Here is a 15,247-nt window from a genome sequence, read left to right on the forward strand (position 1 = left end):
GCACGCGCAACGGGAACCGGCCTTCGGGGCCGGGCTGGGCTCAGGCGGGCTTCACGCAGGTGAAGATGGCGGTGCCGGGCAGGTTGCGGCCGCGCAGCGGGCTCCAGCCGCCCCACACCCGGTCGTGGCCCTGCGGCCACTCCGGTTCGGTCAGCGCCGTCAGGACCAGCCCCGAGGCCGTGATGTGCGCGACCCAGTCGGCCATCGTGCGGTGGTGCTCGACGTAGCTCGGCCGCCCGTCCGAGCCGGTCTCCACGTACGGCGAGCGGTCGAAGTAGGAGCGGTCGGAGGTCAGCCCGCGGGGGCCGGGGTCGTCGGGGAAGGCCCAGCGGATCGGGTGGCTGACGGAGAAGACGAAACGCCCGCCGGGCCGCAGCACCCGGCGGGTCTCGGCGAACACGGCCGCCGGGTCGGCGACGAACGGCAGCGCGCCGTACGCCGAGCAGGCAAGGTCGAACGAGCCGTCGGAGAAGGGCAGGGCCTCGGCGTCGGCCTGGACCACCGGGAGCGCTCCGTCGCCCGGGCCGCCGAGGTCGATCCGGCGGGAGTGCTGGAGCTGGCGGAAGGACAGGTCGAAGGCGGCGACCCGGGCTCCCCGCCCGGTCAGCCAGCGTCCGCACTGGCCCGCACCGCAGCCGATCTCCAGGACGTCCCGCCCCGCGACCTCGCCCAGCAGCCGGGCGTCGGCCTCGTCGAGGCCCTCGGGGCACCAGACGAAACCGGAGTCGCGCAGGAAAGCGCCGTGCTCCGACTGGTACTCGTCGGCGGCCCCGTCCCACCAGCCGCGGTTGGCCCGGGAGGTGGTGAGGGCGTCCACCCGCTGGCGGCCGACCCCTTCCAGGGTCATCAGCGCATCTTCGGGCGGGGCATCTTCGCGCCGCGGGGAAGCGGGCCCTTGGGCATCGGCAGGGTCTGGGGAAGCGCCTTGAGCCGGTTGTTGATCTCGTAGACCGCGGGCTTCTTCAGGTTGCGGGGCAGCTTCATCAGGTGCCGCTGGAGCTTGCCGATCGGGATCTGGCCCTCCCCGTCACCGGACTGGATGTCGTAGACCGGCACGTCGAGTGCGACCCGCTGCACCCGCTTCTTCTCGGCGACGAGCATCTTCTGCACCCGGCTGCCCGGCCCCTCGGAGACGAGGATGATGCCCGGGTAGCCGACCACGCGGTGGACGATGTCCTGGTCGCGGTTGACCGCGACGGCCGGGGTGACCTCCCAGTTGCCGCGCATGCCCTGCAGGATCGCGGCGGCGGCGCCGGGCTGGCCCTCCAGCATGGAGTACTGGGCCTTCTGGGCGAGCTGGCCGAAGACCACCAGTCCGACGGTGAGGGCCATCATGACGCCGATGATGTACAGCGGCCACCAGCCGGTGACCAGGCCCAGCACGACGAACAGCACGAGGGTGCCGAGCGCCGCCGCGTAGACGATCGGCATCCCCTTGGGATTGGCCTTCTTGATGATCTGCGCGATCATGCGGAGCTGCTTGATGCGCCCCATGCGCTCCGGGTCTTCCGGCTTCTTCGCCATATGGGTAAGGATACAAATCCGGGGGGCAAGAAATGAAAACGTGACCTTCGCGCCGCGCACCGGATCGCGGCAGGCGGCGCGAAGACACGGCCTCGCCCCGGGACACGGCCTCACCCCGGGGCGGGCTCGGCTCCTCCCCGAGGGAGGCCGCCGTCATGCCCGGACGGGCACGACCGCGGCGAGCCGGCGGTCGGCGACGCTGCGGCCGGCCTCGACCGTGTAGTCACCCGGGACGGTCGCCCAGCCCCCGGCCGTCCAGACCTGGAAGGCGCGTTCGGGAACCGTCACCGTCGTGATCACCGTCTGGCCCGGTTCGGCGTCGACGACGTCGAACCCGGCGAGCAGGCGGGCGGGCCGCCCGGCGTCCGGCTCCCCGGGGGACCGCGGGGGCGAGAGATAGAACTGCACGATCTCGCGTCCCGGCCGCTCGCCGGTGTTGGTCACCGCCACGGTCACCGTCCGGCCCGTCACCGCGATCGTGTCGTAGGACCAGGTGGTGTAGCCCAGGCCGTGGCCGAACCAGAAGGCCGGGGCCCGCCCCGCGCGCTCCCAGGCCCGGTAGCCGATGAAGACGCCCTCGTCGTAGACGACCTCGCCGTCCACCGGGGTCACGTCCAGGACGGGCACGTCGGTCTCGCGGAGCGGCCACGTGGTGGGCAGTCGCCCGCCCGGCTCGGCGTCGCCGAACAGCACGTCGGCCAGGGCGTTGCCGGCCTCCTGCCCGGGGAACCAGGTCAGCAGGACAGCGGAGACCTGCTCCAGCCACGGCATCTCCACCGGAGAGCCCGCGTTGACGACCACGACCGTGCGCGGGTTGGCCTCGGCGACCTTCGCGATGAGCTCGTCCTGGCGGCCGGGCAGGGCCAGGCTCGTCCGGTCGAAGCCCTCGCTCTCCACCTCCAGGGTGGTGGAGGCGACCACGACCGCCACGTCGGCGTCCGCGGCGGCCCGCACGGCCTCGGCGATGAGCGCGTCGTCCCCGGGGGAGGGGTCGGCGTGGCCGAGGGTGAACGCCACGAAGGCCATGCCGCCGAACGCCCCGGCGGGGTGCCGCGCGCTCAGCTCGACCGGCACGCCCTCGGTGAGGGCGACCGTGACGCGCTGCTCCGGCGGAGCGAGGAACGCGGCGACGGGGTCGCTGCCCTCCGGGAGCCTGACGGTCCCGTCGAAGACCGTCTCGCCGTCGACCGTCACGGTGAAGGCGCCGGCACCCGCGACCGAGAGCTCGTGCGCGCCGGTCACGGCGGGGGTGTAGCGGATGCGCAGCTCCACCGAGGCCAGGCGGTCGCCGTCCACGTCCGGCGGAAGGCTGCCGACCCAGCGGGCCTCGGTGGTGGCCAGCGGATGCTCGGCGAGGATCTCGTCTCCGGCGTCCAGGAACAGGGCGCGGACCCGGCCGGTCAGCGGCGCGAGCCGTACGCGGGGGTCGGTGCCGAGCGCGTGGCGGATCTCGACGCCGGCCCGGGCGCGCAGGCCCTCCAGCGGTGAGACGACCCGGTCGGGGAAGACCTGGGCGCTGCCGCCGCCCATGATCCTCGCCTCGGCGGCCGCCGACCCGATCAGGGCCACGCTCCGCACCCCGGTGAGCGGCAGCAGGCCGCCCTCGTTGCGCAGCAGGGTGAACGAGCGGGCGGCCGCCTCCCTGGCCAGGGCCGTCCCGTCGATCGGGGCCCGGCCGGGGCCGTCCGCCGCGCCGGCGGAGGGGGAGGGATCCGCGGAGCGCAGGGCGCCGACGCGGTGGGCGAGGCGGAGAACGCGGCGGACCTGGTCGTCGACGATCTCCTCGGAGACGCGTCCCTCGCGGACGGCGGCCTCCAGCTTCTCGCCCCAGGGACCGGACGGGCCGGGCATGGCGACGTCGAGGCCGCCCTCGGCCGACGCCTCCGTGGAACGGGTCGCCGTCCAGTCGGAGACGACGAAGCCGTCGAATCCCCACTCGCCCTTCAGCACGTCCCGCTGCAGGGTCCGGTGCTCGGTCATGGTGGTCCCGTTGACCGAGTTGTAGGCCGCCATCACGCCCCACGCGCCCGCCCGGACCACCCGCTCGAACGGCGCGAGGTAGACCTCGCGGAGCGCTTTCTCGCTGACCTTCACGTTCACCGTGAACCGGTCGGTCTCGAAGTCGTTGGCCACGAAGTGCTTGGGCGTGGTGCCGACGCCGCCCTCCTGCACTCCCTCGACGTAGGCGGCGCCGATCTCACCGGTGAGGTGGGGGTCCTCGGAGAAGCACTCGAAGTGGCGGCCGCCCAGCGGGCTGCGGTGCAGGTTGATGGTGGGGGCCAGGAGCACGTGCACGCCCTTGCGGCGGGCCTCCTGCGCGAGCAGCCGCCCGGCCCGGCGGACCAGCTCCACGTCCCAGGTCGCCGCGAGCGCGGTGGGGCTGGGCAGGGCGATCGATGGGTCGGCGGAGGTCCACTGCTCGCCTCGGACGCCGATGGGGCCGTCGCTCATCACCAGCCGGTCGAGCCCGATCTCGGGCAGCGCGGGCAGGGACCACATGTCCGCGCCGGTCAGCAGGCGCACCTTGGCGCTCAGGTCGAGCTTCCTGATCAGTTCTTCGATGTCCACGCCGACAGTCTCACCGAGAAAACCGAGTGCTCGGTAGGTGTTATGCCCGTAATGTTATAAACGAGATGCGGGAACCACGAAAAAGGCCCCGCGCGAACGCGGGGCCTCGGAGGCGGAAGCCCGGGGACGGCCCGGGCGGGGCGGGTCAGGCGTGCTGGCGGGCCTCGACGGCCTGCTTGTAGAGGCGTCCGGCCCGGTAGGAGGAGCGGACCAGCGGGCCGGACATGACCCCGGCGAAGCCGATGGCCTCGGCGTCCTTCTGGAACTGCACGAACTCCTCGGGCTTGACCCAGCGCTCCACCGGGTGGTGGCGGGGCGTGGGCCGCAGGTACTGCGTGACGGTCAGCAGGTCGCACCCGGCCTCGTGCAGGTCGCGCATGGCCTCGAGGACCTCCTCCGGCTCCTCGCCCATGCCCAGGATCAGGTTGGACTTGGTCACCAGGCCGGCCTGGCGGGCCTTGGTGATCACTTCCAGGGACCTCTCGTAGCGGAATCCCGGGCGGATGCGCTTGAAGATCCGCGGCACGGTCTCGATGTTGTGCGCGAACACCTCGGGCCGGGCGGAGAAGACCTCCTCCAACTGGTCCTGCTCGCCGTTGAAGTCGGGGACCAGCAGCTCGACGCCGCAGCCGGGGAGCAGCGCGTGGATCTGCCGGGCGGTCTCGGCGTAGAGCCAGGCGCCGCCGTCGGGCAGGTCGTCACGGGCGACACCGGTCACGGTCGCGTAGTTGAGGCCCATCTGGCGGACCGACTCGGCCACGCGGCGCGGCTCGTCGGTGTCGTACTCCTTGGGCTTGCCGGTGTCGATCTGGCAGAAGTCGCAGCGCCGGGTGCACTGGTCGCCGCCGATGAGGAAGGTCGCCTCGCGGTCCTCCCAGCATTCCGAGATGTTGGGGCATCCGGCTTCCTGGCAGACGGTGTGCAGGCCTTCGCGCTTGACCAGCGCCCGCAGCTCGGTGTGGTTGGGACCGGTCCGGAACCGGGTCTTGATCCACTCCGGCTTCTTCTCGATGGGGGTCTCGGCGTTGCGGACCTCCAGGCGGAGGAGCTTTCGGCCTTCTGGAGCCACGGTCATGCTCCCTCCTTCGTCGGTCGCATGACCACGGTGCTGTGCTTATCGGCTCGCTCGCTACGCTCGCTCACGGATACACCTTACGTCCACCGGGAAACCGGCGTGGATCCGGGGCGTGCCCCCGGCGGGAGCGCGCCGCACCCGGGCTCAGCGCCGGAAGAGGTCCTCTTCCGGCAGGTCGAAGGCCTGCGCGCCGAGCGCCTCGGCCAGGCGCTTCTCGGCGTACGGCATGACGTCGTCGACCACGATCCGGCGCCCGGTCTCCGCCGACAGCGAGGAGACCCCGGCGCCGGCGATCCCGCAGGGGACGATGCGGTTGTACCAGCTCGGGTCGTTGGCGCAGTTGAGCGCGTAGCCGTGCATGGCGACGCCTCGCGTGACCCGGATGCCGATCGCGCCGACCTGCCGGTCGGGCAGGCCGTGGGAGGGGTCGCCGGCCGCCCAGACGCCCGCGCGCCCCGCGATCCGGCCCACCGCCACCCCGAAGTCGGCGCAGACCTGGATGAGGACCTCCTCCAGGAGCGCGACGTAGCCGGGCACCTCCATGCGCCCGTCCAGCCGGATGATCGGGTAGCCGACGAGCTGCCCGGGACCGTGCCAGGTGATCCGGCCGCCCCGGTCGACGTCGATGACCGGGGTTCCGTCGCCGGGCCGCTCGTGCGGGGCCGTACGCTTGCCCGCGGTGTAGACCGGCGCGTGCTCGAGCATCAGGCAGGTGTCGCGCATCTCCCCGGCGGCCCGGCGGGCGTGGATCCGCCGCTGGAGCTCCCAGGCCTGCTCGTAGGGGACATCGACGCCAAGTCGGACGATCGCCAGCTCGCTCACGCCTAAAGCGTAGTTGACGGGGCCGAGGCCACGAGATCCGGAGAAGGGCGGGCGGCCGGGAGGGGGCATCTACGGCCTCGCCGGGCTCACGAGGTGAGAAGGCGCGGCTCGATGCGGAACTCCTTGACGCTGTCAGCCCCGTCGTGCTCGATCTTGTAGGCGTAGCCTCCCGGGTTCACGGTGACGGCCTGGATGAAGTCGGTGCCCACGTAGTGCAGGGCGACGCCCTCGTCGGCGGCGTAGCCGTCGGGCAGCTCGCCGGCGCCCACCGAGGCGTGCAGCAGCTCGCGGCGCTGCGGGTCGGAGTCGTAGTGCACACCGCATGAGTAGGGCAGCAGGGCCAGGCCCTCCGACCAGGGGCGCAGCTCCGGGCCGAAGGAGTCGGTGTTGCCGCCCACGTGCCAGCAGAGCGCGCCCGCGCTCTGCCCGGACAGGACCACGCCCGCGCGCCACGCCTCCTCGAACACCTCGTCCAGACCGTGCAGGCGCCACAGCGCCGCGAGGTTGGCCACGCTGCCGCCGCTGACGTAGATCATGTCCTGGCTCAGCACCCACTCGCGCGGGTCGTCGACGTTGGGCATCGGGAAGACCGTCAGATGGCTGAGCTCGACATCCCAGTCACGGAAGGCCCCGTACATCTTCAGCAGCCAGTCGGAGTCGTCCCCCGTCGCGGTCGCGAGCAGCCCGAGCCGGGGCCGGTCCTGGCCGGTCAGGTCGAGACCGTAACGCAGCAGCGCACTGGCCTCGATGAACCCGTAGCGGGCGGAGGGACGGAACGAGCCGCCGCCGATGGCGAGGATGTGGGACTGTCCGGACCTGCTCATAAGTGATCTCCCCCGTGACTCCAGTGGGAACAGGGACCCTAGAGTACGGCGGGCAGTGCCTCGTTGAGGTGGATATGCCGGAACGTGTACCCCGTATCGAGTAAGCGCCGAGGGATCACCCGCTGTCCGGTCAGCACGCCCTCCTGCGCGAAGCCGCCGATCGCGGCACGGAGCACCGGTCCGGGGACGGCCAGCGGCATCGTGGGCCGGTGGAGCGCCCGGCCCAGAGCCGCGGTGAACCCGGCGTTGGTGACGGGCTCCGGCGCGGTGAGGTTCACCGGGCCCGTGATCTCCTGATTTTTCAGGATGTGCCGTACGGCGTGCACCCAGTCCTCGACGGAGATCCACGACCAGTACTGCCGTCCGGAGCCCAGCGGCGCCCCCAGGCCGAGCTTGAAGACCGGCAGGATCCGGGGCAGCATGCCGCCCTCGCGGCTCAGCACCAGCCCGGTGCGCAGCCGTACGGTCCGGATGCCCGCCGCCGCGGCGGGCTCCGCCTCGGCCTCCCACGCGCGCACCACCTCGGGCAGGAACCCCTCGCCCGAGGGGCCCGACTCGTCCACCTCGCGGTCGCCGGTGTCCCCGTAGTAGCCGATCGCGGACCCCGACAGCAGCACCGCCGGCTTGGCCGTCAGGCCGGCCAGCGCGCTGGCGAGGGTCCTCGTGCCCTCCACGCGGCTGCGCAGGACCTCGCGCTTGTGCTCCTCGGTCCAGCGCCGGTCGCCGATGCCCGCCCCGGCGAGGTGGACCACGGCCTCGGCCCCCTCCAGCGCGGCGGGGTCGAGGAGCCCTTTCGCCGGGTTCCAGAACGACTCGTCACCGCTCTGCGGCGCCCGCCGTACCAGCCGGACCACCCGGGAGCCCTCGGCGCGCAGCGCCCCGACCAGAGCCGTGCCGAGCAGACCGGAGGAACCCGTCACGATGACCGTCATGACGCCCAATGTAATCCCGCCCCCTCGGCGTCGGAGAGGCGGGCACGCCGCGGCCGTGCGCGGGAAAAGGGGCCGGGCCGGTCCGCGAGGCGGACCGGCCCGGCCGGGGAGAACGGGGGACTAGGCGTTGAGGCCCAGCTGGTTCTCGAAGCGGCCCTCCTCCAGACGGCGCTTGACCGTCGTCAGGAAGCGGGCGGCGTCGGCGCCGTCGACCAGGCGGTGGTCGTAGCTGAGCGCGAGGTACACCATCGAGCGGACGGCGATGACCTCGCCCTCGGGGGTGTCCACGACGACCGGGCGCTTGACGACCGCGCCGGTGCCCAGCATGCCGACCTGCGGCTGGTTGAGGATCGGCGTGTCGAACAGCGCGCCGCGGCTGCCGGTGTTGGTCAGCGTGAAGGTGCCGCCGGTGATCTCGTCCGGGCTCACCTTGTTGGTGCGGGTGCGCTCGGCCAGGTCGGCGATCTTACGGGCGAGGCCGGCGATGTTGAGGTCGCCCGCGTCCTTGATCACCGGGACGAGCAGGCCGCGCTCGGTGTCCGTGGCGAAGCCCAGGTGCTCGGTGTCGAAGTAGGTGACCTCGTTGGTCTCGTTGTTGATCGTGGCGTTCAGCTTCGGGTGCTGCTTGAGCGCCTCGACGGTGGCGAGGGCGAAGAACGGCATGAACGAGAGCTTGACGCCCTCGCGCCGCTGGAACTCGGCCTTCGCCCGGTCGCGCAGGCGCGCGATCCTGGTGACGTCGACCTCGACCACGGTGGTGAGCTGGGCCGAGACCTGCAGGGACTCGACCATGCGCTTGGCGATGGTCTGGCGCAGGCGCGACATCTTCTCGGTACGGCCGCGCAGGGTGGTGTCCACCGCGACCGGCTCGGGAGCCGCAGCCGGAGCCTGGGCCTGGGCCTGGGCGGGAGCGGCGGCCTGCGGGGCGGCGGCGGCCGGAGCGGGTGCGGCGGCCCGCTCGCGCTGGGCGCGCGCGGCCTCCAGCACGTCCTGCTTGCGGATGCGGCCGCCGACTCCGGTGCCGTTCAGGCTGTCGAGGTCCACGTTGTGCTCGCTGGCGAGCTTGCGGACCAGCGGCGTGACGTACGGGCTCTCCCCGGAGGACGGCGCGGGGGCCGGGGCGGCCTGCGGAGCCGGAGCCTGAACCTGCGGCGCCGGAGCGGGCGGAGGCGTCTGGACGGCGGGGGCGGGCTCGGGAGCCGGAGCCTGCGGAGCCGGGGCCTGCGGGGCGGGCTGCGGGATCGAGGAGATCGGCGCCGGGGCGGGCTCGGGAGCCGGGGCGGGAGCCGCGGCGGGAGCGGGGGCCTCCTCGGCCGGGGCGGCGGCGCCCTCGGTGGCGTTCTCGTCGATGAGGGCGAGCTCGGTGCCGACCTCGACGGTCTCGTCCTCGGCGACGATGATCTTCGTGAGGATGCCGGCCGCGGGCGACGGGATCTCGGTGTCCACCTTGTCGGTGGAGACCTCCAGGAGCGGCTCGTCGGCCTCGACGCGCTCGCCCTCCTTCTTCAGCCAGCGGGTGACGGTGCCCTCGGTGACGCTCTCGCCGAGCTGGGGCATCTGTACGGACTTCGGCATGGTGTCTTCTCTCGCGCTTTCGAGTGAGGGCTTCGGCTAGTTGTGGACGTGCAGCGGCTTGCCGGCCAGGGCGAGCATCGCCTCGCCGACGGCTTCGGACTGGGTCGGGTGCGCGTGGATGAGCTGGGCGACCTCGGAGGGCAGGGCCTCCCAGTTGTAGATCAGCTGACCCTCGGTGACGAGCTCGCCGATGCGGCGGCCCACCATGTGCACGCCGAGCACCGGGCCGTCCTTCTGGGCGATGACCTTGACCGCGCCCTGGGTGCCCAGGATCTGGCTCTTGGGGTTGCCCGCGAGGTCGTAGGTCATCTCGACGATCTCGTAGCCCTTCTCACGCGCCTGGGCGGAGGTGATGCCGACCGAGGCGACCTCGGGGTCGGAGTAGGTGATCCGCGGCACGCCGTCGTAGTCGATCGCGGGCGGGTTGAGGCCGGCGATGTGCTCGGCCACCATGATGCCCTCGGCGAAGCCCGCGTGGGCGAGCTGCAGGGTCGGGATCAGGTCGCCGACCGCGTAGACGCCCGGGACGCTGGTCTGGCAGTGCTCGTTGACCACGACGGTGCCGCGCTCGATCGCGATGCCCGCCTCCTCGAAGCCCATGCCGGCGGAGACGGCGCCGCGGCCGACGGCGACGAGCAGCAGCTCGGCGTCGATGGTCTTGCCGTTGGCGAGGGTGACGACCACGCCGGTGTCGGTGCTCTTGACGCCCTCGAAGAAGACGCCGAGCTCCTGCTTGATGCCGCGGCGGCGGAAGGCCCGCTCCAGCAGCTTGGAGCTGGACTCCTCCTCCAGCGGGAGCAGGTGCGGCAGGGCCTCGACGATCGTCACCTCGGCGCCGAAGGAGCGCCAGACGCTGGCGAACTCCACGCCGATGACGCCGCCGCCGAGGACGACCACCGAGGAGGGCACGCGGTCCAGCTTGAGCGCGTGCTCGCTGGTGATGATCCGCTGACCGTCGATCTCCAGGCCGGGCAGGGACCGGGGCGCCGAGCCCGTGGCCAGCACGATGTTGCGGCCCTCGTAGATCTCGTCGCCCACGGCGATGCGGGTCGGGCCCACCAGGCGGCCCTCGCCCTCGACGATCGTGATGCCCTTGCTCTTGAGCAGGCCCTGCACACCCTTCCAGGCGCGCGTGACGATCTTGTCCTTGAACGCGTGCACGGCGGGGACGTCGATGCCCTCGAAGCGGGCCTTGACGCCGTAGGTGGCGCTCTCCCGCGTCTCGTCGGCCACCTCGGCCGAGTGCAGGAGGGCCTTGGTGGGGATGCATCCCCGGTGCAGGCACGTGCCGCCGATCTTGTCCCGCTCGATCAGCGCGACGGACTTGCCCAGCTCGGCCGCCCGCAGGGCGCAGGCGTAACCACCGCTACCCCCGCCCAGGACGACGACGTCGTAGGGGCCACTGCCATCAGCCACAGGAATGCTCCTTGTCGGATCGGTATGCCACCGGGGACCCGCTGTCGGCCCGGCCCCGGCAACCGCATCTTTTCACTTGTCCGTGTCGCATGTGCCCCGCTCGCGCGGGGCGGAACGCCGGGCCCGCACCCGGCCCGCGCGGTGTGCGCGGGGCCGGGAGACGGGCCTGCCGGCCCGCTGTGTTCCGCGAGCTCATGCCGGCTTCTGAGCCCGCTGTGTTCCGCGAGCTCATGCCGGCTTCTGAGCCCGCTGTGTTCCGCGAGCTCATGCCGGCTTCTGAGCCCGCTGTGTTCCGCGAGCTCATGCCGGCTTCTGAGCCCGCTGTGTTCCGCGAGCTCATGCCGGTTTCTCAGCCCGCATAACGCTCGGCGAGGCCGACCAGGGTCCGGGTGATCGCGCCCGTCCCGCCCTTCGGCGTGTAGCCGTGCGCCTCGCCCTTGTTGAAGGCGGGGCCGGCCATGTCGATGTGCGCCCACTTGACGCCGTCCGGCACGAACTCGCGCAGGAAGATGCCCGCGCTCAGCATGCCGCCGAACCGGTCGGGGTTCAGGTTGGCGATGTCGGCCACGGGGGAGTCGAGGCCCTTGCGCAGCTCCTCGGGCAGCGGCATGCCCCAGGCGTTCTCGCCCTGCTCGCCGGCCACCGCGACGACCTCCTCGCGGAGCTCGTCGTCGTTGGCCATGACACCCGCCGTGCGCCAGCCGAGCGCGACGATCTGCGCGCCGGTGAGCGTGGCGATGTCCACGATGAGGTCCGGGTTGTCCTGGCCGGCGCGGGCGATGCCGTCGATCAGGACCAGGCGGCCCTCGGCGTCGGTGTCGAGCACCTCGACGGTCTTGCCCGCGAAGCTGGTGAACACGTCGGAGGGGCGCTGCGCGGTGCCGCTCGGCATGTTCTCCGCCAGGCAGAGGTAGCCGACCGCGTTGACCTTCAGGCCCAGCCGCGCGATGGCGACGAGCGCGCCGAAGACCGCGCCCGCGCCGCCCATGTCGGACTTCATCCAGTCCATGGAGGAGGTCGGCTTGAGCGACAGGCCGCCCGAGTCGAAGGTGATGCCCTTGCCGACGAACGCGATCGTCTTGGCGGCCTCCGGGTGGCTGTAGGCGAGGCGGACCAGGCGCGGCGGGTTGGCCGAGCCCTGGCCGACGGCGACGATGCCGCCGTAGCCGCCCTCCTTGAGGGCCTTCTCGTCGAGGATCTCGACCGAGAGCCCGGCCTCGCCGCCGGTCTGCTCGGCGATCTCGGCGAAGCGGGACGGCCACAGGTCCGACGGCGGGGTGTTGACCAGGTCGCGGACGAGGCAGACGGAGGTCGCGACGGTGGCGGCGCGTTCGACGGCCGCCTCGGCGCCCCCGGCCCCGCTCAGCACGGTGATCTCGCCCACCGGGGCGGTCTGCTGCTCGCCGGTCCGGTACTTGGTGAAGGAGTAGGCGCCCAGCAGACCGCCCAGGGCCACGGCGCCGGCCTGCTCCGCGGAGGCGGCGGGCAGGGCGAGCGCGACGCGGGCGGTCCCGGCCAGGGCGCGGGCGGCGACGCCCGCGGCGCGGCGGAGGGCCTCAGGGTCATGGTCGCCCTCGGGGGCGTCACCGAGGCCGACGACGACGAGGAGCGGGGCGGTCAGCGCGCCGAAGGTCGGCACCTTGGCGATCTCGCCCGGCTTGCCCTTGACGCCCAGGGCGTCGAGGGTCGCGGCCAGCTTGCCGCCGAGCGCCTCGTCGAGCCCCTCGGCGCCGGGCGCGGCCCGCAGGCCGTCCGGGCCGGTGTGGACTCCGACGACCAGCGCATCGGTGTCGAAAGAGACGACGTTGTCACTTGGGTTCAGCCGCACAGTGGTCACGTAGCCAGATGCTAGTCCTGCTTTGGCCGTACACATAAACGGGGGTTCATCCTACCAATCGGTAGCCCTCGAATGGTGCTAATCCTGCTGGCTTCATTTCGCATTTGGCGCTAATGTCAATAGCACCATGTTGCTCACTCTGGATCTCAACGACCCCCGTCCCCTGCACGAGCAGGTCGCCGGAGCGATCCGCCGCGCCATCGCCGACGGGTCCTACGCGCCGGGCGACCGGCTGCCCCCCGCCAGGGATCTGGCCGGCGCGCTCGGCATCAACGCCAACACCGTGCTGCGCGCCCTGCGCGACCTGCGCGACGAGGGCCTGCTGGAGTTCCGCCGCGGCCGGGGCGTCAGCGTGCTCAGCCGCCCCGACGCCCACGCCGTGCTGGTGGAGGCGGCGCGCGAGTTGCTCGCCGAGGCCGACCGGTACGGCTACGGCCCGGAAGAAGTGATCCACATCATCAGGGAGATCTCATGACCCCGTCCGTCCCCACTCCGAGGCGGCACGCCTCCAGCTCCCGGGGGCGGTCGCCGTCGCGGGGGTCACCGGCCTGAGCGGACCGGAGGGAACGCCGGGGGCGCGGCAGGTCACCAGAGGATCGCGCAGGTCACCAGGGCGGCGGCGGTGGCGGTCTCGACGAGCGCGCCGAGCACGTCCCCGGTGATCCCGCCCAGCCGCCGCACCGCCCTGCGCCGCAGCGCCGACGCCGCCAGCAGGCCCGCCGCCACCGCCGCGGGAAGAAGCACGAGGACGACCGGGAACGGGTTGACGAGCGGAGAGCGGAAAGTGGAGAGGCCCGGCTCGGAAAGGTCCGAGGCGGTGCCGAGGCAGAACACGAACGTCACGGCGGCCACGCCCGTGAGGGAGAGCGCGGTGGCGGCCAGGGCGGGGCCGCGCCGTACCGTCCCGGCCACCATCGAACCCAGCCCGCCGGGCCGGGCGGAGGGCACGCGCTCGCGGCAGGCCCAGGTGAGCGCGAGCCGCCCCGCGACGCAGGCGGCGACCAGCGCGGGCGGGCCGATCCCCGCCGACGCGGCCTCCGACAGCGCCGCCGTCTGGACCAGCAACGTGAGGACCAGCGTCACGACGCCGAACGGGCCGATGTCGGAGCGCTTCATGATGTCCAGGGCCTGCTCCGCGGGCCGGCCGCTGCCCAGCCCGTCGGCCAGGTCGGCCAGCCCGTCCAGGTGCAGGCCCCGGGTGAGCAGCGCGAGCGCGCCCACGGCCAGCGCCGAGGCGAGCAGCGGGGAGACCTCCAGCCGGAGCGCGGCCGCGAGCACGACCGCCGCGACCCCGCCGAGCAGAGCCCCGGCCAGCGGGGCGAGTACCATCGCCCGCCCTCCCGCCCGGCGGTCGACCGTGCCCGGCCGCACCGGGAAGACGGTCAGCGTGCCCACCGCCAGCCGGAACCCGTCGGCGAGCGTGGACGGCCGGTCGGGGCCCCGCGAGCTCCGCGGGCTCCGGGACGGCGGCTCCGGACCGTCCGGTTCCCCGGGGCCCCGCCGGGCACCCGGCTGCTGCGGGACACCCGGGTCTTCGGGCGGGTTCTCCGGGTGCGGGGTCTCGGGCACAAGCGGTGATCGTAGTGGGGAGCCGTCCGGCCGGCCGAACGCCCCGCCCGCGGCGGCTCCGATGCTCCGGCGGCGGTCGCGGCGCCCGGCGGGGCGCGCACGGTCAGATCGGCAGGGGCAGCAGACGGCCCGCCACGACGAGGGCGGCGTCCTCGGACTCGGCGACCAGGCGCTGGTTCAGCCGTCCCAGGGCGTCGCGGAACGCCCGGCCGCTGGAGGTGGCCGGGACCACCCCCAGGCCCACCTCGTCGGAGACGGCCACGACCCGCGCCCGCGTCCCCCGCCAGGCGGCCACGAGCTCGTCGCACCGCGCCTCCACCCGCTCGCGGGCCCGCGCGCCGCCCTCCCACGCGCCGCACTCGTCGAAGACGGCGGTGATCCAGGTGCCGAGCCCGTCGATCAGCAACGGCGACCGCGCAGTCTCCAGCAGCCCGGCCACCTCCGTGGTCTCGGCCGTCTCCCAGTGCGCGGGCCGGCGCTCCCGGTGGCCGCGGACCCGCGCCAGCCACTCCGGGTCGTCGCCGCCGGACGGGCCGGTCGCCACGTAGACCACCTCGGGCTCGGCCAGCAGGCGCAGCTCGGCCTCGGCCGACTTGCCCGACCGGGAACCGCCCAGCAGGATCGTCCTGCGCGGCGGCACGGGCCGGGCGGGCGCGGGCTCACAGGTGTCGAGCACCGTCCCGTCGGGTACGGCTCGCGCCCCCCACAGCGAGAGCCGCCGTTCCAGCTCGGACTCGGTCGGCACCCGGTGGTCGATCCCCACGGCCACGACGTGGGTGCGCTCCCCGACCAGCCCCCGGCGGCGCAGCCCGCCCAGGCGCTCGGGCCGCTCCAGCAGGTCGATCAGGACCACGTCGAAGGGGGCCCCGGCGTCACCGGGAACGTCCTCGGGGACATCGTCCGGGACGGAGCCGGCGGGGGCGTGCAGGAGGCGTTCGCCGCCGGAGGCGACCACGCAGCCGCCCGGCGAGAGCACACGGCCGTCGACGGAGATCCGGGCGGGACGGCGGCGGGCGGCGGCGGGCAGCCGGGAACAGGACGAGCAGCCGCAGCCGGGGACGGGCCAGCCGTACGGCCCCGCCGTACCTTCGAGCAGGACTTTCAC

At 73.2% G+C, this 15,247-nt stretch carries 13 protein-coding genes; 1 reads left to right on the forward strand and 12 read right to left on the reverse strand.

The genetic code is table 11. The annotated features are described in order from the left end of the window. Positions 1-40: 40 nt before the first annotated feature. The 10 genes from HS041_RS16205 to HS041_RS16250 form a co-directional block, all read right to left on the reverse strand. Entirely contained in the window at positions 41-847 is an 807-nt protein-coding gene (locus HS041_RS16205; protein WP_196441506.1) for a class I SAM-dependent methyltransferase, read from the reverse strand. Continuing rightward, a complete protein-coding gene (locus HS041_RS16210; RefSeq protein WP_196441507.1) occupies positions 847-1,524 on the reverse strand; it encodes a DUF4191 domain-containing protein in 678 nt (225 codons plus the stop codon). Before HS041_RS16210 ends, HS041_RS16205 begins: the two co-directional genes overlap by 1 nt. 153 nt (positions 1,525-1,677) lie before the next feature. Next, positions 1,678-4,092 carry a beta-glucosidase family protein gene (locus HS041_RS16215; protein ID WP_196441508.1) on the reverse strand — a complete coding sequence of 805 codons (2,415 nt, stop codon included), beginning with the start codon at positions 4,090-4,092 and terminating at the stop codon, positions 1,678-1,680. A 145-nt stretch (positions 4,093-4,237) separates the two neighbouring features. After that, a complete protein-coding gene (gene lipA / locus HS041_RS16220; protein ID WP_196441509.1) occupies positions 4,238-5,167 on the reverse strand; it encodes a lipoyl synthase in 930 nt (309 codons plus the stop codon). Between the two features lie 144 nt (positions 5,168-5,311). Continuing rightward, positions 5,312-5,989: a lipoyl(octanoyl) transferase LipB gene (gene lipB, locus HS041_RS16225; RefSeq protein WP_196441510.1), complete on the reverse strand. Its 678-nt coding sequence runs from the start codon at positions 5,987-5,989 to the stop codon at positions 5,312-5,314. Between the two features lie 86 nt (positions 5,990-6,075). Next, positions 6,076-6,813, reverse strand: coding sequence for a Type 1 glutamine amidotransferase-like domain-containing protein (locus tag HS041_RS16230; protein ID WP_196441511.1), 738 nt, complete (start codon positions 6,811-6,813; stop codon positions 6,076-6,078). Positions 6,814-6,851: 38 nt separating this feature from the next. Next, positions 6,852-7,745 (reverse strand): TIGR01777 family oxidoreductase, encoded by an 894-nt coding sequence (locus HS041_RS16235; protein WP_196441512.1) that lies wholly within the window; start codon positions 7,743-7,745, stop codon positions 6,852-6,854. 120 nt (positions 7,746-7,865) lie between these two features. Beyond that, positions 7,866-9,320, reverse strand: a complete 1,455-nt coding sequence (gene sucB, locus HS041_RS16240; RefSeq protein ID WP_196441513.1) for a 2-oxoglutarate dehydrogenase, E2 component, dihydrolipoamide succinyltransferase — start codon at positions 9,318-9,320, stop codon at positions 7,866-7,868. A gap of 36 nt (positions 9,321-9,356) precedes the next feature. Continuing rightward, a complete protein-coding gene (lpdA, locus tag HS041_RS16245) occupies positions 9,357-10,736 on the reverse strand; it encodes a dihydrolipoyl dehydrogenase (RefSeq protein WP_196441514.1) in 1,380 nt (459 codons plus the stop codon). Positions 10,737-11,085: 349 nt separating this feature from the next. After that, entirely contained in the window at positions 11,086-12,609 is a 1,524-nt protein-coding gene (locus HS041_RS16250) for a leucyl aminopeptidase (RefSeq protein ID WP_196441515.1), read from the reverse strand. Positions 12,610-12,700: 91 nt separating this feature from the next. Here HS041_RS16250 and HS041_RS16255 point away from each other — a divergent pair, with 91 nt between their 5' ends. Then, positions 12,701-13,048 carry a GntR family transcriptional regulator gene (locus tag HS041_RS16255; RefSeq protein WP_196441516.1) on the forward strand — a complete coding sequence of 116 codons (348 nt, stop codon included), beginning with the start codon at positions 12,701-12,703 and terminating at the stop codon, positions 13,046-13,048. 110 nt (positions 13,049-13,158) lie between these two features. On the opposite strand, the gene HS041_RS16260 is transcribed toward HS041_RS16255, so the two are convergent. Together HS041_RS16260 and HS041_RS16265 are read right to left on the reverse strand one after the other, a co-directional pair. Then, complete coding sequence (locus HS041_RS16260; RefSeq protein ID WP_307845324.1) at positions 13,159-14,142, reverse strand: adenosylcobinamide-GDP ribazoletransferase; 984 nt, start codon at positions 14,140-14,142, stop codon at positions 13,159-13,161. Positions 14,143-14,245: 103 nt separating this feature from the next. Next, complete coding sequence (locus tag HS041_RS16265; protein WP_196441517.1) at positions 14,246-15,247, reverse strand: bifunctional adenosylcobinamide kinase/adenosylcobinamide-phosphate guanylyltransferase; 1,002 nt, start codon at positions 15,245-15,247, stop codon at positions 14,246-14,248.

The organism is Planomonospora sp. ID67723, assembly GCF_015711605.1.
Taxonomy (GTDB): Bacteria; Actinomycetota; Actinomycetes; order Streptosporangiales; family Streptosporangiaceae; genus Planomonospora_A.